General features: G+C 64.6%; 17 protein-coding genes and 1 pseudogene. 8 read left to right on the forward strand and 10 right to left on the reverse strand.

Annotation, left to right across the window (positions count from 1 at the left end):
• The 3 genes from ACZ7NC_RS41660 to ACZ7NC_RS41670 all read left to right on the forward strand — a co-directional run.
• On the forward strand, positions 1-163 hold a 163-nt coding region (locus ACZ7NC_RS41660; protein WP_471496928.1), incomplete at its 5' end, for a L,D-transpeptidase family protein.
• 156 nt (positions 164-319) lie between these two features.
• Positions 320-1,198, forward strand: a complete 879-nt coding sequence (locus ACZ7NC_RS41665; protein ID WP_471496894.1) for a C1 family peptidase — start codon at positions 320-322, stop codon at positions 1,196-1,198.
• Between the two features lie 299 nt (positions 1,199-1,497).
• Positions 1,498-1,980 (forward strand): Asp23/Gls24 family envelope stress response protein, encoded by a 483-nt coding sequence (locus tag ACZ7NC_RS41670; protein ID WP_471496896.1) that lies wholly within the window; start codon positions 1,498-1,500, stop codon positions 1,978-1,980.
• A 418-nt stretch (positions 1,981-2,398) separates the two neighbouring features.
• On the opposite strand, the pseudogene ACZ7NC_RS41675 reads toward ACZ7NC_RS41670, so the two are convergent.
• The 5 genes and pseudogenes from ACZ7NC_RS41675 to ACZ7NC_RS41695 all read right to left on the reverse strand — a co-directional run bounded on the left by ACZ7NC_RS41675 (position 2,399) and on the right by ACZ7NC_RS41695 (position 9,625).
• Positions 2,399-3,300 (reverse strand): annotated as a pseudogene (locus ACZ7NC_RS41675) (SDR family oxidoreductase).
• Complete coding sequence (locus ACZ7NC_RS41680; RefSeq protein ID WP_471496898.1) at positions 3,294-4,259, reverse strand: alpha/beta fold hydrolase; 966 nt, start codon at positions 4,257-4,259, stop codon at positions 3,294-3,296. The pseudogene ACZ7NC_RS41675 and the gene ACZ7NC_RS41680 overlap by 7 nt, the downstream one beginning before the upstream one ends.
• On the reverse strand, positions 4,256-5,806 hold the full coding sequence (locus ACZ7NC_RS41685) for a flavin-containing monooxygenase (RefSeq protein WP_471496901.1): 1,551 nt from the start codon (positions 5,804-5,806) through the stop codon (positions 4,256-4,258). Before ACZ7NC_RS41685 ends, ACZ7NC_RS41680 begins: the two co-directional genes overlap by 4 nt.
• Before the next feature lie 274 nt (positions 5,807-6,080).
• Positions 6,081-7,010, reverse strand: coding sequence for an AurF N-oxygenase family protein (locus tag ACZ7NC_RS41690; protein ID WP_471496904.1), 930 nt, complete (start codon positions 7,008-7,010; stop codon positions 6,081-6,083).
• Positions 7,011-7,813: 803 nt separating this feature from the next.
• On the reverse strand, positions 7,814-9,625 hold the full coding sequence (locus tag ACZ7NC_RS41695) for a caspase family protein (RefSeq protein WP_471496906.1): 1,812 nt from the start codon (positions 9,623-9,625) through the stop codon (positions 7,814-7,816).
• 101 nt (positions 9,626-9,726) lie between these two features.
• Here ACZ7NC_RS41695 and ACZ7NC_RS41700 point away from each other — a divergent pair, with 101 nt between their 5' ends.
• The 3 genes from ACZ7NC_RS41700 to ACZ7NC_RS41710 all read left to right on the forward strand — a co-directional run bounded on the left by ACZ7NC_RS41700 (position 9,727) and on the right by ACZ7NC_RS41710 (position 13,607).
• Positions 9,727-10,767 carry a transposase domain-containing protein gene (locus ACZ7NC_RS41700; RefSeq protein ID WP_471496909.1) on the forward strand — a complete coding sequence of 347 codons (1,041 nt, stop codon included), beginning with the start codon at positions 9,727-9,729 and terminating at the stop codon, positions 10,765-10,767.
• A gap of 159 nt (positions 10,768-10,926) precedes the next feature.
• Positions 10,927-12,252 (forward strand): DUF1800 domain-containing protein, encoded by a 1,326-nt coding sequence (locus ACZ7NC_RS41705; RefSeq protein WP_471496911.1) that lies wholly within the window; start codon positions 10,927-10,929, stop codon positions 12,250-12,252.
• Between the two features lie 35 nt (positions 12,253-12,287).
• Positions 12,288-13,607 (forward strand): DUF1501 domain-containing protein, encoded by a 1,320-nt coding sequence (locus tag ACZ7NC_RS41710; protein ID WP_471496913.1) that lies wholly within the window; start codon positions 12,288-12,290, stop codon positions 13,605-13,607.
• Positions 13,608-13,628: 21 nt separating this feature from the next.
• On the opposite strand, the gene ACZ7NC_RS41715 is transcribed toward ACZ7NC_RS41710, so the two are convergent.
• From ACZ7NC_RS41715 to ACZ7NC_RS41725, 3 genes are all read right to left on the reverse strand, one after another.
• Positions 13,629-14,282, reverse strand: coding sequence for a TetR/AcrR family transcriptional regulator (locus ACZ7NC_RS41715; RefSeq protein WP_471496915.1), 654 nt, complete (start codon positions 14,280-14,282; stop codon positions 13,629-13,631).
• Positions 14,283-14,367: 85 nt separating this feature from the next.
• Complete coding sequence (locus ACZ7NC_RS41720; protein WP_471496917.1) at positions 14,368-15,066, reverse strand: response regulator transcription factor; 699 nt, start codon at positions 15,064-15,066, stop codon at positions 14,368-14,370.
• Between the two features lie 214 nt (positions 15,067-15,280).
• Positions 15,281-16,306, reverse strand: a complete 1,026-nt coding sequence (locus ACZ7NC_RS41725) for a GntR family transcriptional regulator (protein WP_471496919.1) — start codon at positions 16,304-16,306, stop codon at positions 15,281-15,283.
• A gap of 433 nt (positions 16,307-16,739) precedes the next feature.
• Between ACZ7NC_RS41725 and ACZ7NC_RS41730 the strand changes: the two genes are divergently transcribed.
• A complete protein-coding gene (locus ACZ7NC_RS41730; RefSeq protein WP_471496921.1) occupies positions 16,740-17,519 on the forward strand; it encodes a nucleotidyltransferase family protein in 780 nt (259 codons plus the stop codon).
• Between the two features lie 388 nt (positions 17,520-17,907).
• A complete protein-coding gene (locus ACZ7NC_RS41735) occupies positions 17,908-19,200 on the forward strand; it encodes an alpha/beta fold hydrolase (RefSeq protein ID WP_471496923.1) in 1,293 nt (430 codons plus the stop codon).
• Positions 19,201-19,219: 19 nt separating this feature from the next.
• Here ACZ7NC_RS41735 and ACZ7NC_RS41740 read toward each other — a convergent pair whose 3' ends face one another.
• Positions 19,220-20,722 carry an NAD-dependent epimerase/dehydratase family protein gene (locus ACZ7NC_RS41740; RefSeq protein WP_471496925.1) on the reverse strand — a complete coding sequence of 501 codons (1,503 nt, stop codon included), beginning with the start codon at positions 20,720-20,722 and terminating at the stop codon, positions 19,220-19,222.
• Positions 20,723-20,785: 63 nt separating this feature from the next.
• Positions 20,786-21,463, reverse strand: coding sequence for a class I SAM-dependent methyltransferase (locus tag ACZ7NC_RS41745; protein ID WP_471496930.1), 678 nt, complete (start codon positions 21,461-21,463; stop codon positions 20,786-20,788).
• Positions 21,464-21,558 lie beyond the last annotated feature (95 nt).

The following is a 21,558-nucleotide window of genomic DNA, read 5'->3' on the forward strand; positions in this document are numbered from 1 at the left end:
CTTCGACGGCGGCCAGGCCTTCCACTCGGTCGGCGTCAGCATGTGGAACCCGCCGGGCTCGCACGGCTGCGTCAACATGACGAAGACCGACGCGAGGAAGTACTGGTCACTGCTGAAGAACGGCGACGACGTCTACGTGTACGGCCGCAAGCCGGGCACCTGAGTCGGTCAAGTTGGTCGGATCCACCTCAGGCGGATCACGCATTCGCCCCAGTGCCGTTTGCGGGGCATCAGCACGGCTCTTATACCGAGGAGGGAGGGACTTCAATGTCTTCGGAGTGCCTCCCTCCGTAACTTGCCGTCGAAGGGAAGGCCGCTGATGAATGCTTCGCTTAATGGACCGGTTGGTGCGATGGGCTGGTTACCTGACCGTCCCGACATCCGCGACTACACGAAGACGGCACGCCAGGTCGATGCTTTTCTGAGCGCATCGGGCCTGACCTCCCGAGCTCCCGTTGCGCCGCCCCCGCTTGTTGACCTACGGTCCAAATGTTCTCCCATCGTCGATCAGGGCGAACTGGGCTCATGTACGGCCAACGCTGCGACCGGAGTACTTGAGTACTTCCAAATTCAGTCGTCCGGCTCCTACACACCAGCCTCTCGTCGCTTCATCTACAAAGCGACACGCAACTTCCTTGGAGTTCAAGGTGATACGGGAGCGTATCTCCGCTCCACGATGGGAGCTTTGGCACTCTTTGGAGTGCCGCCAGAGAGGTTTTGGGCTTACGACGTCGAGCACTTCGACGATGAGCCGCCCGCGTTCTGTTATGCCTTTGCCAGCAACTACCAGGCGCTGATGTACTACCGTCTGGACCCGCCAGGCATCAGCCTCGGTGAACTGCTCAGCGACATCAAGGCCAGTCTCGCAGCTGGGCTGCCCGCTATGTTCGGATTCGCGGTCTACAGCAGCATCGAGCAAGCCACAGATGGCAACATCCCCTTCCCCTCGTCGCGCGAGGCCGTTCTGGGTGGCCACGCAGTCGTCGCAGTCGGATACGACGACAACCGTGCCGTCCTGAACCCGCTGGACAACGGAACCACTAAAGGTGCACTCATCATCCGCAACTCTTGGGGGGCGTCATGGGGCGACAACGGATATGGCTATTTGCCGTACGACTACGTCACCGAGGGGCTCGCAGATGACTTTTGGGTGCTTGTCAACGCCGAGAATGTGGCAGTAGCACCCTTCAACGAGTAGCGGTCAGCCTGTACAGGGGCATCGCTCGACGGGTAGAGAAGAGCGCAGCTCGGTCCGCTTATGCTTCTTGGGGCCTTCTCCGGCCTTGAGTCGCTACGGTCGCTGCCGGGGTTGTGGGGGCACGTCGAATCGCCCGCTGCAGCCAGGCGACACTCTCGCTGATCGTTATCATCCATTGCGCGGTGTGCAGCGTTACCCACGCAACACAGGAATTGCGGGCATCACGTAACGAAATCTGCGGTGGCTGTGTCAGAGGAAGTACCAGCAGGTACAACCAGCCACCCAGAAGGTGCACCGATATGACGCAGCAGCTGAACATGGCGGAGATCGCCGGCGACGGCCCGGCCCCGGCTATCGGGGCGCTCGCGATCATGAGCGGAGGGGTCGACGAAGACGTCACGCTCGGTAAGACGACCATCGCCGACGTGATAGTCGTCAAGATCGCCGGCATGGCGGCCCGTGAGATCCCCGGAGTGCATGACACCGGCGGTGGCCTCTCCCGCGCGATCGGCAAGGTCCGTGATCGGGCTCCGGGCGGGCGACTCCACGTAGGACGCGGCGTGAAGGCTGAAGTCGGCGAGCGGCAAACGGCCATCAGCATCGACCTGGTCGTCGAGCAGGGAGCCGTGGTCCCGGAAGTCGTCTGGCACGTACGGGAGAACGTGATCTCGTCCGTGGAACGGATCACGGGCCTTGAGGTTGTCGAGGTGAACGTGGCCGTCATCGACGTACACCTCCCCGACGATGCGCTGTTCATCTCCGAGGCACTGCGTGTGGCGTGAGTCGGCCACATCGAAAGGCCCTGCTCAGGGGGGGGCGGGAGAGCGCAATGGAGCGGATGTAGATGACAAACCGTGATGGTATTCCCGCAGGGGACCTTGAGTTGGAAGGTCCAGCACATGATCACAGTCACGAGGTCGGTACGCCTATATATGACGAGCTGTACGCGGATTACCGTGGTGCGTTCAGAGCGCTGCCAGGCGACCGATTCGGCGAAGATGAGCTGAAGTTCCAGCCGTTTGACCAGCTCGATCTTCCAGTGGCCCGCACGTCCAATGGGCACGCAGACGGCTCGGAGCCACGCGCGGCGTAGGGGGCCGATGCCTCGCTCTGTGATATCAGCGAGCTGAACACGGGCGGTGAGGGGCGGGCACCCAAGGAAGACGCGGTTGGACGAGGCAGCCACCGCGGCCACCCGCATCAGTCGGTTGGGGTCTGCTGCGCTTGGGCTTTCTCGTCTGCGGCGCCGCCGGCGCCGACCAGGCCGCCGCGGGTTTCGCGGCCGGCGGCGAGTTCGGGCTCGAAGCGACGCATCTCTCGTTGTGCCCCGGTTCCGATGAGGCCGGGCAGGTAACCGCGTATGCCTTGCATCCCGCGAAGCCAGCGCTGGGCGTAGAGGTGGGCAGAGCGGTGCTCGATGCCTTTGACGAGCCGATCGACGGCCGGGCGCAGCGGGTAGGTGAGGTTGGCCGGCCAGGGTAGGCGCTTGCGCAGTTGGCGCAGGACGTCGTCCTCGTCGGCGCCGCGCACCATGTCGGTGTCGGTCCAGCTCAATTACGCCACACCAACCTTGACGCCGTGATGGCCGACCTCGCCGCGCAGACAGTGAGCGAACGCCTCGACACCCGATTTCGACGCACAGTAGGCCGCCAGCATGGGGCCCGGACTATGGCGGCGAGTGAGGCGATCTGCAGCAGATAGCCGCGGCTGTCCAGCAGCGCGGGCAGGAACGCACGGGCGGTGTTGACACTGCCCAGCAGATTGACCTCCAGGACCCGGTTGAAGGAGCGGATGCACAGTCCAGGAACGGGCCGCCCTGGGCACACCGGCATTGGCGACACGGCATCCACGGTCCCGAAGTGTTCCACGACCTCCCGGGCGACCTGTGCCATGGCCTCGGCATCGGTGACATCGGCCTACGAGTACGCGCACTCGGTGGCCAGCCCGTCCGACACCTGCCGCAACTCCTCCGGCTCCAGACCGATCAACGCGATCCGCGCCCCACGCGCCGCAAGCCGACACGCCAGCTGCCAGCCGACACCGCGTGCGGCACCTGTCACCGGCACGAGCTGGCCCTGAAGCTTCCTGCCCATCCTCACCATCTCCCTTCCAAGAGCGGTGGCTGCTGGTTGACGGGCTCGGGAACGGGCGCCGTGAGGTGATCGCGAACGAGCGCACGGACCGCGCCCGCCACCGTTTCCGGTGCCTCCAACGGCGCCATGTGACCGAGTCCTGGGAACTCGGTGAGTCCCACACACTGCGGCAGGGCGGCAGCGATCCGCCGGGCGTGTCCGGGCGGGGTGAGCCGATCGGCCGCGCCCGCGATCACCGCGGTCGGCACGCTCAGCTGCGTCACCTGCGCCGTCAGGTCGAGGTCGGCCAAGACGCGGGCCCAGCCGGCGCGCCCGGCGGACGGACAGGCGTGCACGATGTCGGCACACGCCTGGACCATTTCCCGCGGGACATCGGGGCTCATGGCCACGTATTTGAGGATCCGTTTTGACAGGGGATTGACCGGGCCGAACGGGGCACGGCTACCCAGCAGGGCTCGGTGCACCCATTTCCGTAGACGCTCCGAGCGCAGAGGCACCACTCGGGAGTCCGACAGCAGACGTGAACTGCAGGTGTTGCAGAGCAGCACGGCTGCTGCCCGCTTGCGCACGGCTTCCCTGCCGGCGGCCGCCAGCACGGACATGCCGCCCATGGAATGCCCGGCGACCACCGCGCGCTCTCCAGGGCCGAGCGTCGTTTCGAGTACGGCCTGGAGGTCATCGGCGAGCGCCCTCGTACTGTAGCCGCCGGGCATGAGGGCGGCTGGACTGCGGCCGTGGCCCCGTTGGTCGTACAGCACGACGCGGTGGTCGACGGCGAGTGCGCGGGTGACCGGTGCCCAGAAGTCAACCCGGGAGGTCCAGCCATGCACCAGGACGACGGTGGGCGCTTCCTCACGCCCGTGCACCTCGACATGGATGCGGGCGCCGTCAGCCGAGACGGCGGTCAACTCCTGTGCAGGCGCGGGTGGGGTGTACAGGCTGGAGCGCACGTGTGGTTGCCGGATCATGCGACACCCCCTCCAGGGACCGCGGCCCCGGCCGCTGCGGACCGCGTCGGTTTGGGCCCGGAGCCTTCGCAGCCCGACGGGCGCAGGACGGCATACTCTGTCAGGTCCACCCTTCGGGCGGCCTTCCTGAACTCACTGGTCGTCCCCGGCCAGACCGTCGTGTTGCGGTCGTTCGCGTCCAGATACCAGCTGTCGCACCCGGTGCTCCAGACCGTGGTGCCCATCCGCTCTTGCAGGCGGTCGTGCCAGGCGCGCACGGCAGCGGGACGAGCGTCCAGTGCCGCCTTGCCGCCCACGGCGTCGAGCTGCCGGATGAAGTCGGCCACATAGTTGAGCTGCGCCTCGATGATAAGGATCATTGAGCTGTTTCCGAGGCCGGTGTTGGGGCCGAGGATGGTCAGGAAGTTGGGAAAGCCGGCGGCGCTGGTTCCGCGCAGTGCCTCCATGCCGGCCTTCCATTCCTCTGCGAGGGTGGTGCCGGCCGCGCCCGTGACACGCTGGGCGATCGGCATGTCGGTGACCCGGAAGCCGGTGCCGAAGATGATCGCGTCGACGTCCGCCTCGGTGCCGTCAGCGGCGATCAGCGTCGAGCCCCGCACTTCTCGCAGCCCGGTGGCGACCACGTCCACATTGGACTGGGCCAGCGCTGGGTAGTAGTCGTTGGACAGCAGGATGCGCTTGCAACCGATGCGATAGTCGGGGGTCAACGCCGCCCGCATGGCCGGGTCCTTGACAGCCTTTCGCATGTGGGACTTGGCCATCCGCTCGATCAGACGCAGCCGCTCCGGCCGTTTCGTGAAGGCGCTGACCTGCAGCTCACGGATCCCCCACAGCAGTCCGCGGCGTAACACCCGGGTGACGGGTACCCGTCTATGCAGCCAGCGCTCGAAGGCCGTGATCTTCCGGTCCATGCGTGGCATCACCCAGGGCGGAGTGCGCTGGAACAGTGTCAGCTGCCGCACCAGCGGCTGGATCTGGGGGACGATCTGGATCGCCGAAGCACCGGTGCCAATCATGGCGACGCGCTTGCCACGCAGGTCGTAGTCGTGGTCCCAGCGCGCGGAGTGAAAGACCTTGCCGGGAAAGCCTTCCAGGCCGGATATGTCGGGGATCTTGGGAGCGGACAGGGGGCCGGTCGCCGCTATCACGACATCGGCAGTAAGGCTGCCCGTCGTGGTCTCGATCACCCAGTGCAGTTCATCGCTGTCCCAGCGCGCGGCATGCACCTCGGAGTTGAAGCGGATGTGCGGCCGGAGCCCGAAGGTGTCGGTGACCTTCTCCAGGTACGAGCGGATGAGCGGCTGGCCGGAGAAGTTCCGAGGCCACTCGGGGTTGGGCGCGAACGAGAAAGAGTAGAGGTGCGAGGGCACATCGCAGGCGCAACCCGGATAGCTGTTGTCCCGCCAGGTGCCACCTATCGCGTCGGCACGCTCCAGAAGGACGAAGTCGTTAATGCCCTCGCGGCGCAGTCGGGCTGCGACCCCAAGCCCCCCGAACCCTGAACCAACCACCGCGACCCGAACATGTTCAAGCTTGTGTTCGGTCATCACCTCGCCCCTCCGTTAATGAGCCCACATCGAATCGCGCCAGTAAACACTGGCTGATGGCGAGAGTAGGACCCGACTTGTCTGTTTGGAATGCGACGTTCATCGCATCGCGACGGCACCGGGCCCGTCACCCAGCGGCGGAATGCATGCCCATGGTCAGCAGCCAAGAACTGTGGCTTTCGCAGAGCAGAGAGGATTTCCTCGCCCGTCCGCAGCTCAGCGCGCCAGCCAACCTGCCGGATCGGCCGCCGCTGCCTCGCACAGGCAAACAGCGTCAGGAAGCCAGCAAGCCCGAGCTCTGCCACATACGCCGGCCCACGCCCTTGAGGATGCCGACTTCGTCGAGGAACTCGGTGAGCCGCTTGGCGCCGGTCTGCATCACCTCGCGGCGGTGAGGACTCGCCTTCACCTGTGCCAGAGCTTCTCGTCGGTCGAGCCCCACGTTTGTATAGACCTGCGGGTTGATGAAGGCTTCGGACATGACCTGTGCCGCTCCGCCACAGCCGATACGGGTCAGCTCCTTCTCCCAGCGCGGGCACGACATCATCTGGCGGCGCAATTCCTCGCGCGCATACCGCACATGCCGCGCCTCTTCCACTACATGGATTCGGTTGACCCCGCGGACCAGCGGCTGTACGCGCTCGTCCGGGAAGGTGAGCCGCTGCATCCAGTCCAGGATCTCTTCGCCCAGCAATGTTGCCGCGAACGAACCCGGTGTCGTGGACACCGTCTTGAGCAGGCGCGCGAGGTTGTGGTGCACCCGATTTACTGGGTACGCCGGTGTGCCCACTTTCTGGATCATGCGGGCAAACATGTCGGAGTGGCGGCACTCATCGCCGATCTCGGTAAGCGCGTAGCGGACGTGCGCACTGGTGATCGGCTTGTCGTAGATGTGCCGGACGAGCAGCTGCATGAGAATGATCTCGAACCAGATGCCGAGCGACGCCAGCGAAGCGAGCTCGTGCCGGGCCAGATCCATGCGCTGCTCCTCCGACATCCGTCGCCACAGCGGCGTGTCGTAGAGCGATATCAGTTCCGGTGGCCAGAACCACTTTCCTTCTTCGAACGGCGCATCCCAGTCGAGCTCGGTATCGGGGTCGAATGAGTTCTTCGCGGAGGAGATGAGCAGCCGCTCGGCAACCTGCTCCCGATCCTTGAGCAGGCCGAGGGAATCGCGTAAGTGAGGTTCGGTCGTGGAGGTCATCTTGAGCACACCTTGTTCATGGGTTACCGCTGGTATCGCAGTATTAGAATCCCTGTCAGTAGGAGTGTCAAGTGTTATCCAGCCCTCGTCACGTGCTGCGATGTACTCCTGGCGCTCAGTTGCTCAAGGGTGTTGGGTAGTTGGGATAGCGACGGCAAGTGATGTTGCGGCGGGTTGAGTGCGGATCTGCGGTGGGAATTGATCGCCGTTACCGTAGACCGACGTAAATGACCGTCACTTCACGGCGCGCAACGTCCGGCGACCTGCACCGGACCCGGCAGGAGCTGACTACTCCCTGGCCGGGAGCAGTCAGCTCTCGCCCACCTTGCATTGGCGCGCGTCATCAAGTTCGCCGGTTCCCCTCCCGTGCTCATCGGATTTGGCCCGGTCGACCGGCGACTCAGGATGAGTGAGCCATGAGGCCGAGCCATCTGATGGGGGTAGGTCACCGCAACGTGTTCTGTGCTGGCTCCCACCTCAGACGCCTGGCCTCGTTGTCCTTGGTGTCCTTGCCCTTCGCGTGCGAGGGCTGTCATCGCGATGGCGCTCTGGGCCCCGCGGAATCCCGGTAAGGGCCGATACCGACATCAGCGCCGGGTCGGCCGCAGCCTTATGCGCTAAACCGCTTCGGCTTCGATCTCCGGCGCGGCGGTTCCTCATCCGTCGGCATCTGCGTCGACTTCTCCGACGGCCTCTCCACCGGGCTTCTACGTCAGCACGGGCTGGTCGCGTGTCCAGCGAGGATGCCCCCCGGTGGTGGCCGCGCCCGCGGCGTGGCCACCACTGCGGGGTGCCGGTTCGAATCAGGACAAAGCCCTCATCAGGGGCGTTAGGCAGTCCGCGGTTACGTTGAGTGCCGCTGTGAGCCACTTCTTGCGCTCCCCCTCCGTGAGGCTCGGGGGCAGTGGCAGGTCGATCCGCTCGGCCGTGCTGTCGGGCTGATACGTCCTGGCGAAGGGCTCGTAGTCCTTCCTGAGTGCCTGGCTGATGAGCGGTAAAGCGATGCTGGTCATCGCCGCCACCAGGCCGAAGAACCTCTCATTGCCGCGGTACTCCGGCGGGACCCTCTCCGCGATCTGAGCATGCAGGTCGGCGTCTTCGACGGAGGACGTCCGGAACCCGGGCCCGCCGGTCCTGGTGAACTCGTCCATCATCGCCGGGACGAGGACGCGGCCGGAATCGATGAATGCTTTCCAGAAGTTCGGGTCGTAGATGTGTTCGATGTTCTCCAGGGGCTGGCGGATCGCCAGGTCCCTCCCGCCGGCCTGCGGCGCCATCCCCGCTGCGATGGCAGGGGCGAACAGGGCGCAAGCCCGCTGCACGTCCGAGAGCCAGGTGTCGGCGGGCGTGGTCGTGGGCGTGGGTGGGGCGCTGGCCCTCTGCACACCGCCGATCAGGCTGTCGACGGCCTTGCCGATGCTCATCGTGGTCATCGTGTGTATTCCTTTCATCGTCGCGCCGCTTCCAGGAGAAGCGGCCGTCGTCGCGGAGTCGGCAGCGGCCGCCGCGGACTTGAGCAGGTCCTCCACTTTCTGGATCAGATTCCTGCTCACTTCGGTCATGGACACGAGCGTCCGGGAGAGCATGTCCTCTTGGCCGGACGGAGCGAATATGCACGGCGTTTGGCTCATGTTGAGGGCGGCCAGAGTGTCTCCGGCCCGTGAGACCAGTTCGGCGACCGGGAGAGTCTCATCCGCAGCCTTCAAAAGGGAGTAAGTGAATGCGGAAAGCCAGTCGGTCACCGCGCTGCCGGAAGCTGCGGTCTGATCCGGGCGGCACGCCGTGATCAGGATTCCGTTCAGCTCACCGGCGCCGGACACGACTCCCTTCGGCGCGAACTCCTCGCCGGGTGGGTTCGCCAAGCTGGCGAGAAGAGAGTGTTCGTCGCGCATCGGAGCTCGGCCGAAAGGCTTCACACCCCGCACAGCCGTCAATGCGTTCGCTGCTGCCAGGGACTTGGCGGGGGGAGGTGAAAAAACCTTGGCCCTGACGAGTCGCGGCTTCCCTTGAACGAAGAAGGCCTTTTCCATGCCACCGGAGTGGCAGGCGTCGACGACTACGGTGAGTACCCCGCGGGGAAGACCTGCAGTGCGCCGGACCAGTTCGGTGTCCTCCAGGAACTCGTCGTAGCAGCAGAGGACTTCTGTCAGTACATCGCCCTTGAGATATCGGTATCCATGGGACGACTGGAAGAAGACCCTGTGATCTCCTGGCTGCGCACCATCGCTGAGCCAATCCAAGCCTTCTCTGATGTTGTCGAGCGTGGCATCGGCGTCGTGCAGAAAACTCAGCTCGGAATCAGCGAAACCCAGTCGGCCCAGCAGCTTCCCGAATTCTTCCGTGTCCGCTACGCAGCTGTTCAGGCGGTTGGTCGGGTCAGGGTACTCATCTATACCGATGAGCAGTGCGCGATCTGTCATCACATCCCACTTTCTGTTCCACCGTTCGAGGATCGGTTTCGCAGAATCCGCATCGGGCCCCAGGTAATGCGGATCCGATTCTTCGAGTGCAACCGGTGAACGACCTTTTCGCGCGCAACAGGACACAGGGACTGGCGTGAACTCATGCTCATACTTGGCCGTTTCCTCAGCGTCGGCAACCGCAACGAACAGCAACCAGTGACTTAAGGACCATTCACCAGCATCGGAGGTATCACATGCCACGGCCGGGTCAGAGCCGCAGCGCGGAGCAAGACGAGCTAACGGAGCGCATCGCGATGGGGCTGCTCCTGCGGACGTTCCCACCTGAGCTGGTGGACTTGGCGATCAGCTCCTGCGGGCGCGCCGAGCGCCGCAGCCGACTGCTGCCCGCGCGCACGACCGTCTACTTCATCCTGGTCATGTGCCTCTTCCCGCACCAGGGTTACGCCAGGGTGGCTGGGCTCCTTAACGAAGGGCTCACGCGTGCCAGACTGGTCCACGGCCCACGCCCGGTGCCCACGACCGCCGCGATCTCACGGGCCCGGATCCGCCTTGGAGCGGAACCCCTGGCCGCGCTTTTCAAGGAAGCCGTACGTGCTTCTCCCACTCCGGCAATGTCAGTCAACCACTATCGGAACTGGAGGGTGATGACCGCCGACGGTACAGCCGTCGCCTTACCGGACAGCCCTGACAACCGCCCCCACTACGGCTTATCCGCCTCCCAGCCAGCACTTGGCGCGCCCCTGAGTACACGCTTGGACAACGCCGCGCTGCCCCGCATCCATGTGATGGCCCTCGCGGAACACGACACCCGCACCATCCGCCATGCCGTGCTTGAGCGGCCACCGACTCGTACGGCTGGGACACTCGCCCGAGAACTGTGCGGTCCCCTGAAGTCGGGAGATCTGCTGCTGGCCGACGACGGGTTCCTTGATCCCGCCACTTTCGCAGTCACGCGAGCCAACGGCGCCGACCTGCTCTGGCGGATTCACCGCGCTTCGGTCAGCCACGACATCGCTCATTTCCGCGACGGCTCCCGACTGTGCACACTGCATGACCACCCGCGCAAAGTCCGCGTCATCGAGCTGACTCCACCCCACCACGGCGAGGCCCTCGGACCGACCGTGCTCGCCACCACCGTCCTTGACCACCAGTCCGCCCCCGCCGGCGAACTGGCCGCCTTGTCCAGACACCGCTGGTGTCTGCGCAACTCGCTGGCCACATTGGGTCCCGGCACCCCTCAGGTACTGCGTTCACGCTGGCCCGACGGCGTAGAACAGGAGATCTGGGGCCACCTCCTTGTCCACCACGCCATCCACAAGTTGCTCTACGTCTGACCTTGCACTCCGCGGTCGGTCCTCGGCCTGGCAAGTAGTGGGTGAGACATTCGTGACACGTCGTTGACCTGGGCCGCATCGCTTCGGCGTCCTGCTTCCCACCGGATTCCCACCATGTTCCCACCATGTTGTGACACCACCCGGTGAGGGTGTGCCGACATGGCAGCACTTGACACTCGGGCCCGCATCGCCCGGTTGCTACAACGCACAGGATTCGGCGTGCGTGCGGCGGACGTGGACTTCGCGATGGCGGCCGGGTTCGACGGCACCCTGGACGCGATCCTGGACGACGGACGTGATCCAGGCGCCACGGCCACCCCGGCCCCTGACATCGGCCCCTTACCCCCACGCAATGTGAAGGACGCGTGCGCCCTCCAGCAGTACAGGGAGGCCAGAGGACAGCAGCGGGAACGGCTGACTCTGTGGTGGCTCGACCGAATGACCGCTGCCCAGCGTCCGTGGCGGGAGAAACGGACGTTTCTGTGGCACGACCACTGGGCGACCTCCATTCAGAAGGTCGAATCCGGCGGGGCCATGCTCGTCCAGAACGAGACCCTGCGCCGCCTCGGCGACGGCGACTTCCGCAAGCTGGCCCGTCATATGGTCACGGATCCGGCGCTGATGCGGTGGCTGGACGCGAGCAGCAACGTCGCGAAGGGCCCCAACGAGAACCTCGCCCGCGAGCTCATGGAGCTATTCGTCCTCGGAGTCAACAACTACAAGGTTCGTGACATCCGTCAGGCCGCCGCCGCCCTCACTGGCTGGACCATCGACATGAGCGGGAAGGACGGGTGGCGGCCGGTTTTCCGCCCCCGGTTGCACGCGCAGGGCCCGCATACGGTACTCGGCCGCACCACTGACTTCACGGCCCAGACCCTGGTCGACCACCTCGTCGATCAGCCGGCAAGCGCCCGCCATGTCGCCTCCCGGTTCTGGGCACGGCTGGTCTCCTCCGAGAACCCCCCGTCCAAACAGAGCATGGAACGGATGGTTCGCGCCTACGGCAAGAAGCACGACATCAGCCGCATGCTGCGCGCCCTGTTCACCGACCCGGCGTTCGCCGACGCGGACAACGTGCTGGTCAAACAGCCGGTCGAATACCTCGTCGGCTCGCTGCGCGCCTTCGCAGTCCGCCCGGCCAAGCTGCTGCCGCAGTCCCGCCGTCAGCTCCTGGGCACCCTGGGCGGTCTCGGTCAGGTGCCGTTCGCCCCGCCCAACGTGGGCGGCTGGCCGCATGGTGTGGCCTGGCTGACGACGTCCGCCGCGGCGGTACGCATCCAGTTCGCACAGCAGCTCGTGGGGTGGGCTGATCTCTCCGCGATCGAGCAGGAGTACGCGACCGAGCGCCCTGCGGTGCTGGCCCGGCTACTCGGCGTCGACGCATGGAGCAAGCAGACCACCGCCGTGCTGGCCGCAGCGGCCGATGACCCGCGCCGCGTCACCGCGATCGCGTTGACCGCGCCCGAATACCTCGTACAACCCTGAGCCCCAGCGGCTGCGTACCTGAAGGAGACCCACAGGTGGACACCTGGAGCCGACGCAAGTTCCTCACTGCGAGCGGGGTGGTTGCCGCCACGGCCCTCGCCGCGGGGACCAGAGCCCAGGGAGTGGAGGAGTTCTTGGGCTCCGCCACCCCGGAGGGCGCGGCAAGCAGCGCCCCGGTGCTCGTCCTGGTCACCCTCTACGGCGGCAACGACGGGCTCAACACCGTCGTTCCTGCGTGGGACAAGGCATACCAAGCCGCACGCCCCGGTCTTGCCTACCGTCCAGGCGAGGTCCTGCCGCTCGGCGAGCAGCTCGGCCTCAACCCGGGCATGAAGGGTTTCAAGATGCTGTGGGACCAGAAGAAGCTGGCGATCGTGCGCGGGGTGTCGTATCCGCGTCCTGACCGCAGCCACTTCCGGTCCATGTCCATCTGGCAGACGGCTTCCCCCGCCCACTCGGTGCCCAGCGGATGGCTCGGCCGCTGGCTGGACGCACAGAAGGACGATGATCCATTGCGCGCCGTATCCATCGGCGCCACCCTCCCGCCGCTGCTCGCTGGGGAGAAAACCGCGGGCGCGGCCGTACAGCTCAATGGGCTCAACGTTCAGGCGCCGTGGCGCACTGTGTGCAAGGAACTGGCGCAGGCTGAGGCCGGCGTGCACCCGCTGCAGGCACGAGCCGCAAGGTCGCTGGGCGATCTGACGACGGTGGCCGGGGCGTTCGGCAAGGAGGATGAAGACGAGGACGACTTGCCTCAGGACCCGGCCGAGCCGGCCGCCCCGCCGAAGCCGCACGACCCGTGTGACAAGGACGCCAAAAAGCCCGGTGCCAATGACCGGGCAGCGGAGGACGCCGCCAAGGGAGCCTCAGCGGGCGGACAGGGCCAGCTCGGCCGACAGCTGGCCGTGGTCGCCAAGGCCATCACCGCGGGCGTGCCCACCCGCGCGTACAGTGTCAGCCTCGGCGGCTTCGACACGCATTCGAACGAGAAGGGCACCCAGTCGCAGCTGCTGGGCCAAATGGACCGTGACATCAGCGCCTTCCTGGACGAGATGCGCACGACGCCGGCCGGCCGCCGCGTGGTCGTCGCCGTCTACTCCGAGTTCGGCCGCCGGGTGAAGGCCAACGCCAGCCACGGCACTGACCACGGCACCGCAGGCCCGGTATTCATCCTCGGCGACCGGGTCAAGGGCGGTTTCTACGGCGAACAACCGAGCCTGCGGAAGCTCGACAACGGAGACATGTATATGACTACCGACTTCCGCGACGTCTATGCGACCCTGCTGGAACGCATCCTGGACACCGACCCGGGCAAAGTGCTGCACGGCCACAACACGACGCTGGACTTCATCTGAGTGATACGTGCGTCACCGGTGTCAGCCCTCCGCCGCGAGGGCTTCAATCAGGGCAGCGGTCTCCGGGTCGTGCGCGGCGGTCACGGCGAGTACGGCGGTGAACTGATCGACCAGCCAGTCGCGCAGTTCCTCGCGGGATGGCTGCTTGCCCTCGTCGAGCCAGATGAGAGAGGCCGCCTCGACGGCGGTGATCCACATCCGTACGGTCATCCGTAGCCGCAAGCCGGGTTCGGTGGTGTTGAGGTGGTCGAGGATGTGCTCGACGGCGGCTCGCCGTACGCCGTCGACGATGGTCGTGGTGCGGGACGTTTCGACGACGCTGCCGCCCTGGAGAAGTGCGCTGAAGCCGATGTCGTGCTCGTCGACGAAGGTGAGGTAACGGTCCAGGACCCGTACCAATCGGGGCAGGCGGGGACCCTCGCGGGGCTCGTCGAAACACTGCTCGAGTTGCTCCGCGGCCGATGTGAGGGCTGCCTCATACAACTGTTGCTTGCCGCCTGGGAAGTACCGGTAGACCAGCGGCCGTGACACGCCGGCCGCCACCGCCACGTCGTCCAGCGATACGTCTTCGGGGGCGCGGTTCGCGAAGAGACGGAGCGAGGTCTCGAGTAACTGGCTGCGGCGCTCCTCGACACTGAGGCGCCGGTAGGCGGGGGTGGGAGCGTGCGGGGACATGACGTGCAGCGTAATCGCCGAACGTCCACTCCACCTCACGGCGTGTCAGGCGGCGGGTCATGACGGACTCATGTGTCAGAGCTTGTCAGGCTTCCGGCGCGCGCAATACATATCCGACACCCCGCCGGGTGTGGATGAGCGGTGGACCAGCACAGTCCAGCTTCCGACGTAAGTAGGATATGTATGACTTAAGTACAGACGTGTTGCCCGTGCCGTAATCCCATACATGCTCCATCAACTGCTTGCGGGTCAGTACTTGCCCAGCATTGATCAACAGATGGTGTAGCAACCGGTACTCCGTGGGCGACAGATCCACCGCCCGTCCCCCGCGCCGCGCTTGGTACGTTCCCGGCTCCAGTTCAAGATCGGCGCAACGCAGCAGAGCGCCACCTTCCGATCCGCGGTGGACATCCGTGCGGCGCAGCACCGCCTGCACCCGGGCTGCGACCTCCGCCAGCCGGAGTGGCTTGGTGATGTAGTCGTCCGCGCCCAGGTTCAGCGCGCTGACGACGTCGTCGCCACTCGCCCCCTCCGTCACGAACACCACGGGCACCCTCGCTCCCCCCGCGCGCAGCCGCCGCAGTACCTCGAAGCCGTCGAGGTCGGGTAGTGCGACGTCCAACAGCACCAGATCGTGCCCGTGCTCGCGCACTGCCGCCAGTGCTTGCCGACCGCTGGCGGCTTCGTCCACCTCGTAGCCGAGGAAACGCAAGGACGGGGCCAGCACATCGACGTTCGCCGGTCCGTCGCCGACTACCAGCAGCCGGCCCGATCTCTCCTCCATAAGGCCCCCCAAACGGTCACCTAGCTTCAGACATTTACGCCGCAGACTGTCTGGTGGTGGGCCACGATTGCAAGAGCCCTGCCTCTGAGCTGCGGTGACAGAGAGATGCCGTCGCTACTGCGAGCGCTTGAGCTTTGCGTAAGCCAATCAACCGACGAATGCGGGGGAGGGGAGAGAGATGGCGCAACCGCACGCCGGTGAGCACCAGCCAGGATCACGTGCCACCTAATCTGGCCCAGAAGTCCGCGTCCGCCTGCGCGTCGACCGTGAAGGAGGCAACCGGCACGCCGTTGTCCTCCACGAGGTAACACTCGCCCACGGCGGCGGCCGGGCTGTCATGGTCATCCTGGAGTGCCTGTCGCGACTGGTCTGTATCTCCTCCGCGCTCACGCAGCCAGGCGCCGGCTTGCTCCCAGAGAGATGCCACCACACCGACCTCGGACTCAAGGGGAGCCCGGATCACCACGTCGGTGCCGACTCGAGCCTTCGAGCGCTCATACGCGATGATGTGTCGGTCCCCGGCCAGGCAGTTGATCACAGTTCGTACAGGTCGGCCTTCCTCCGTGTAGCCAGTGCAGATGTGGACTCCGACAGGTGTGCCGGCGGTCAGCTGTAATCGTTCGGCTTCGTCGGGCGTCGGCATGCGTACATGAATCTCATCGAGCGCCCGAACCTGCTCGTATCCCAGCTCCATGAGAACCGCGTTGGTGCCTCGCGCCATACCGACTGGAGCCGCGATCTCGGTGTCTTTGACCAGGTCGAACGGGAAATAACTGTCATTGGTGTTGTACGCGAGACCGTCGACGAACCGGGTGCGCATGCGCACGACAACAGGCGTGCCCTCGGTGAGTTGGAGACGCTCGCGAACGTCGAGGGACGGTTGAACGAGCTTGACATTGATCGTCTGCGACACCTCTCGTCCCTCTTCGTGCAGTTGGGTAATGAAGGATTCCATCTCGGGGCTGAGCGGACGCCTCCGGAACTCAGCTTGGGGCCGGTAAACGATGCGCTGAGGAGGCCGCACCGAATGCCCCTGTGCCTGCTCGGAGACGATCAGACCCTCGTCGATCAGGAGCCTGAGACCCTGTGCGGCAATAGCGCGCGTCGTCTGCCACTCCGCAGCGATCTCCGCCTCAGAGGGCAGCTTTGTCCCGGGATGAAGGACACCATTGGCGATATCGGAACGGAGCTTGTCCGCGATTTGCTGGTGGAGGGCGCCATGAGGATTGTTGGTTGCCATGGAAGTACGTACCTCCTAGCGCCAATGACCACTAGTGGGAGCTTCCCCGAAGTGGCCACTGATCGGGTGACGGGCGGCTGGCCTGGCGGGCGATCCCTCGAACCTGTTGAGCGACATAAGAGACGCCTCAACCCGCCAGGGGACGCATTGACGACTTATCCTGCCGCACCTGTCCGGCCACACGCACTCATGGAGTAGTTCGCGGTACACATCGTCACCCAAGAGGGTGACCGTTGCTGCGCGCTCCGTGCCTTCCATCCAGCCATCACTCGCCGTGACTGCACATCAACGAGCGCATTCTAATTCTGGCCAAGGGGGGGCTGAAACGTCTCGACCCGGACAAGAATTTCGCCCTCGTCCCGCGTTCCGTCTGCGCATTGGCTCATTGAGTCAGCACGTCGTTCTGGTGGACTATGGCACAGCAGGTGTCGGGGTGGCGCCGCAGAAGACGAAGGAGAAAGGCGTGTCCGGATCTCCGGTGAAGCAAGCACTGATTCTGGCTGGTGGCCAAGCGACCCGCATGCGCCCCTACACGGAAGATGCCCCCAAGGCGATGGTTCCCGTTGCTGGCTCCCCGATTATCGGCTACCAGCTTGCCTGGCTCGCGGAGTACCACGTGAAGTCCGTGACGGTCAGCGGTGGTTACAAACACGCCGTGATTGAAGAGTATGTGGGCGACGGATCACGCTTCGGCCTGGATGTCCGCTACGCCATCGAGGACGAGCCGTTAGGTCGAGGAGGAGGGCTCAAGTTCGCCGCCCGTCTCCTCGCCAGCCCGGACGCCCCCTTCTTTGTTCTGAACGGTGATGTGATCACCGCGTTCTCGCTCGCGGACTTCGCGGACTTTCACCAGAAGCATGCCGGAGCGGTAACCGTTGCCCTGGCCCCCTATCGCTCGAACTGGGGAGTGGCCGAGCTGGACGGGGACAGCATCCGCGGCTTTGTTCAGTCTCCACAACTCCCGTACTGGATCAACGCCGGCATCTACACCTTCACGCCCGACGTCGTAGGCATGCTGCCCGAAAAGGGAGACCACGAGGACACCACGTTTCCGCTGCTCGCTGAAGCCGGCCGACTCATCGGCTATCGAGTGTCCGGCTACTGGCGCGGTATCGACACTGTCAAGGATGTGATGGAAGCCTCTGCGGAAGTTCAGGCTTCCGGACGAACGTTGTCCACGGAGTTCCACACAACCGGCCCCGGCATCTCGTGACGGCTCAGCAATGCAACTGGTGGGCCAATACACTTTGTTGGGGAAGGTTGGCCGCTGGAGCCCACCGGGCCCGGGTTGCTCAGCTCCACGGGCACGCGGAGGCTGGAGCAGTGTCTGCATACAAAAGGGCGTGAATAACGTGAAGGATAAGTCGGCCTTATCTCGGTGGCGCAAGATCATGACGACGGCCTTGATCATCTCCGTCGCTGTCGGGTGCACGTCCTCAACGGGGGAAAATGATTCGGCTTCCTCCACACCTTCCTCGTCGGATAATTCCGCTGTTGGTGACACCCTCGTCTGGTCCCCATGCGCATTGCCTGGCGAACCGAAACGTCAATGTGCCACTGTGCGTGTACCAGTCGATGCCGCCAACCCGCAGGAAGAGAAGGTGGACATCGCGATTTCACGGCTGCCTGCGGCGAAGGAAAGTGAGCGAATCGGCGCACTGGTGTGGGCCAGCGGCGTGCCGGGCCTGTCCGGTCTGTATGTCCCGGCCCCCCTGCTGCCGCCGGAGCTGTCCGACCGCTTTGATTTGATCGGCTTCGATGCGCGCGGAACAGGCATGAGCGAGGCGGTGAAAGAGTGCGGGGACACACCTGACGCGCTGCAGAAACTGAGGAAAGCGAAAGACCTGGCCAAGGTCAAGGACGGGCAGGGCCTCGCTGCGGCCGCCCGTACCTACACGGACCAGTGCACAAGGAAGCTCGGGCCCATCGGCGAGCACCTGGGCACGCGAGACGTCGCACACGACGTCGAAGCGATCCGTGCCGCGCTCGGTGAGGAGAAAATCAGCCTGTTGATGGGCTCGTACCGAACGATGCTCGCCCAGGCCTATCTGAGTGCTTACCCGGACCGAGTGCGCGCGGCAGTACTCGACGGGACGATGGATCCCGCCGTCGCCGGGCCCCGAGCGACGATCGAGTACTCGGGGGCAATGGAAGAAACGGCGAGTACTGGCAATGAAGACGAGGCCAACCGCCAGACGCTGCGCACGCTGCTCTCGGGGTTCACGCCATGGTGCCGCGCCCACAGAAGCGCCTGTCCGCTCCATGCTGATCCAGTAGGCGGTGCGGAGCAGGCCGCCGGCCTCAGGGGGGAAGGATCAGGCAGCAAAGCGACGCGTACCAAGGCCGTGCTACAAGCCGCGAGTGCGGCGGCCCTCCTGCCGGACCTGTGGCCGGACCTCGCCTCGGCACTGCACGCGGCTCGTGACGACGCCGACCTGGCCGCCCTCAAGACGCTGGCCGCGGGAGGCCTACCCAAGCAACTTACAGACCTGCAGGAGGAACAAGACCTGGGCTACAGCCTCGGCGTGTTATGCGCCGACTACGCATGGCCGGACAGTGTCGACGGCATCCTTCAGGCCTACGCGAAGACAGGCGCTCCCGATGCTGGGAGCCGTGCCGCCGCATACCTGCCGTGCGCCGATTGGCCTCGCCCCGCGAAGCCGCTGGGTGCGCTACGAGGATCTCAGCACGTCACGCCGCTCGTCATCCATGGCGAACGCGACTCGCTTACCAGCATCAAGGGCGCGCGCGTCACCGCGAAGCGGCTCAAGGCACATCTGGTGACCTTCCCAGGAACCAGCCACGTCGCGACGGCCACCGGTGTGGAGTGTGCTCAGAGGGCGGCGGTTGCCTACCTCACCACGGGTAAGGCCGAGAACCTGCCTGAGTGCTGAGCAGTCGCCCAGCCGTAGGCTAGGAGCACGAAATCTGTGCAAGCTTTTCAACTTCGGGAGCTAAATTATCTGCTCGGCGGAGCACTTGTAATACATCTCCCAACGTGGGTCGACTTGCATCGGTCCACGCAAGCTTTTCACGGAAAAGGCGGGGGACGACTGCTTGAGCGATCAGCTCAATCGTGTCCTGGTGATCCCGTAAGACCTCCTCAATGTTTACTGCACGAGTGTCCACACCCCATCGCAATATGTCCCAGGCGCGGCGTACCGGCGTTTTTTCGAAGGACGTCCTGCTCACGTGCTTGATTGCGGATGAGAGCTGGCTCTTAATGCTGGCGTGGGGATGATCGAGTGACGATGCGGATGCCTTTAGTCGTCCGAGGGCATGCTGAAGCGCATCAAAGGAGAACGGAGCGACGTGAGTAATCGTCATGTCAGCGGATGCGTCCGGCCGACTGGACAACGTTTCCTGGGCGTTGATCATTGGATTGAACTCGCCGATCCTGCTGTGGTCGAGTTGTCCCCTGAAGAACTCTGACTCGTAACCATCCGGAACGCCCCGGAAGTACAGCGGCACTACTACTCCGCGCCGCTTCATCTCATAGAGCGGGATAGCCAGCACGTCTATGGGCCAACCAAGATCTCGAACCGTTGACAAGCGGCACTCTGAACCGCTCTCCATTGCGAGTGAGTTGAGCAGCAGATTGACTGCCTCGTCCTTCGTCTGCGCATGCATGTAGCGATCCGGCGAGTGGAAGCTGACCAGGCCACGGTCGATTTTCTCCAGCATTTCGCGATGGACGATGCTGTTCTCCATGACGTGTGTGAACCGAACAGCGCTGTAGTCTACTTCTCCAGTCGCGGCAGCTTGGGCCAGCTGCCACTCCGTTATCTTCTTGGAGCCGGCATAGACGTCGGGCGTGTGATATCTCGCCGCTTTTCCGGAAGATGAGTAGATACAGTGCCTCACTCTGAATTCTTCGCAAAGTTGAAGCACATTGTCCGTGCCCGCAATGTTGGAGTGAATAGTCTCTCTGATCTGCTGTTCGGCTCGCGCCGGCTCTCGCTCGGCGGCGAGATGGAAGACAATGTCTGGTTGTTCGGCCTTGAATATGCGGGCCAGGCTGTCCAGGTCGGCAATGTTACTCCGGTAGAACTGCAGCTCCGGAGAGTTGTCGGAACGTCGGCCTGCTACGTCCACGGAGACGATCCTCTTTGGCGCGAAACCTGCTGCCACAGAGACCAGCTCGCTGCCAATGTAGCCTTCTCCGCCCGTCACCAGGACAGTTCTGCCCTGTAGTTGCTTTCGCACCTCATCGTCGTAGAGGCGGATTGTTCGGTTGGCTACGTCGCCGAACGGATGGCGGTCGAGGTCACCGACGGTCTCGTAGGCGTTGATGAGTTGACCTGTCAATTTCGTTAAGCGGCCGAGCACGTCCGGATCACGCGGTTCGCCGGAACCGGCAGGGACGAGCTCTTTTATCTCTTCGAATAATGCTTCTTTTCTTGTATGACGTGCCATGACTCGCCCCAAATCTGCTGGTGGTCCACCGGTTCCCTTGTTTTTGGTTGGGTGCTGTGGTGGTCATGGTGTTCTCTGGAGGATGAGGAGGAGGTTCCAGGTGGCGATTTCGCGGAGGGCGGGGATGCGGGTGATAGCGGTGGGGAAGATGGGCCAATAGCGGGAGCGGATGGTGAGTGGGGTGAGGTGGGGGTGGTTGCGGATGTGTCGGATGGTGGGGCCGATGTGAACGGGGAAGAGGTTGTGGCCGAGAGTGTGTTTGGGGGTTTTTCCGGTTTTCTTCTGGTACCGAGTGCGGGCGCGGTGGTGGCCGAGGTAGTGCCAGGGGGCCATTTCGTGTCCGCCCCAGGGGGAGAGCCAGTTGGTGAAGGACGCGTAGATGAGTCCGCCGGGTCGGGTGATGCGGATCATTTCGCTGAGGAAGGTGATCGGGTCGGGGACGTGTTCGAGGACGTTGGAGGAGAAGGTGATGTCGGCGGATGCGTCGGCGAGGGGGAGGAGGTGGCCGTCGGCGGCGATGGCGCCAGCGGGGGGCGGGCCATGGTCGGTGAGTTCGGCGGGGTCGGGTTCGATGAGGTAGCAGTTGGCCCCGCGGGCGGTGAATTCGCGGGTGAAGTAGCCGGAGCCGCCGCCGATGTCGATGACGGTTTGGCCGGCGAGGGGGGTGTAGCGCTCGATCTGATGGGCGGCGTCGCTGGCAAGGAGGGTGTAGCAGTGTTCGGGGTCACTCTGTTCGCGCATGAAGGCGTGGAGGAGGGTGAGGGAGCGGCGCCAGGAGGGGTCTTTGTGGGGTGGTTTGTCTGTGCTGGCGGCGCTGGTGGTGGGGGTGGTGGTGT

The sequence above is a fragment of the Streptomyces sp. NPDC111802 genome, from assembly GCF_055634335.1.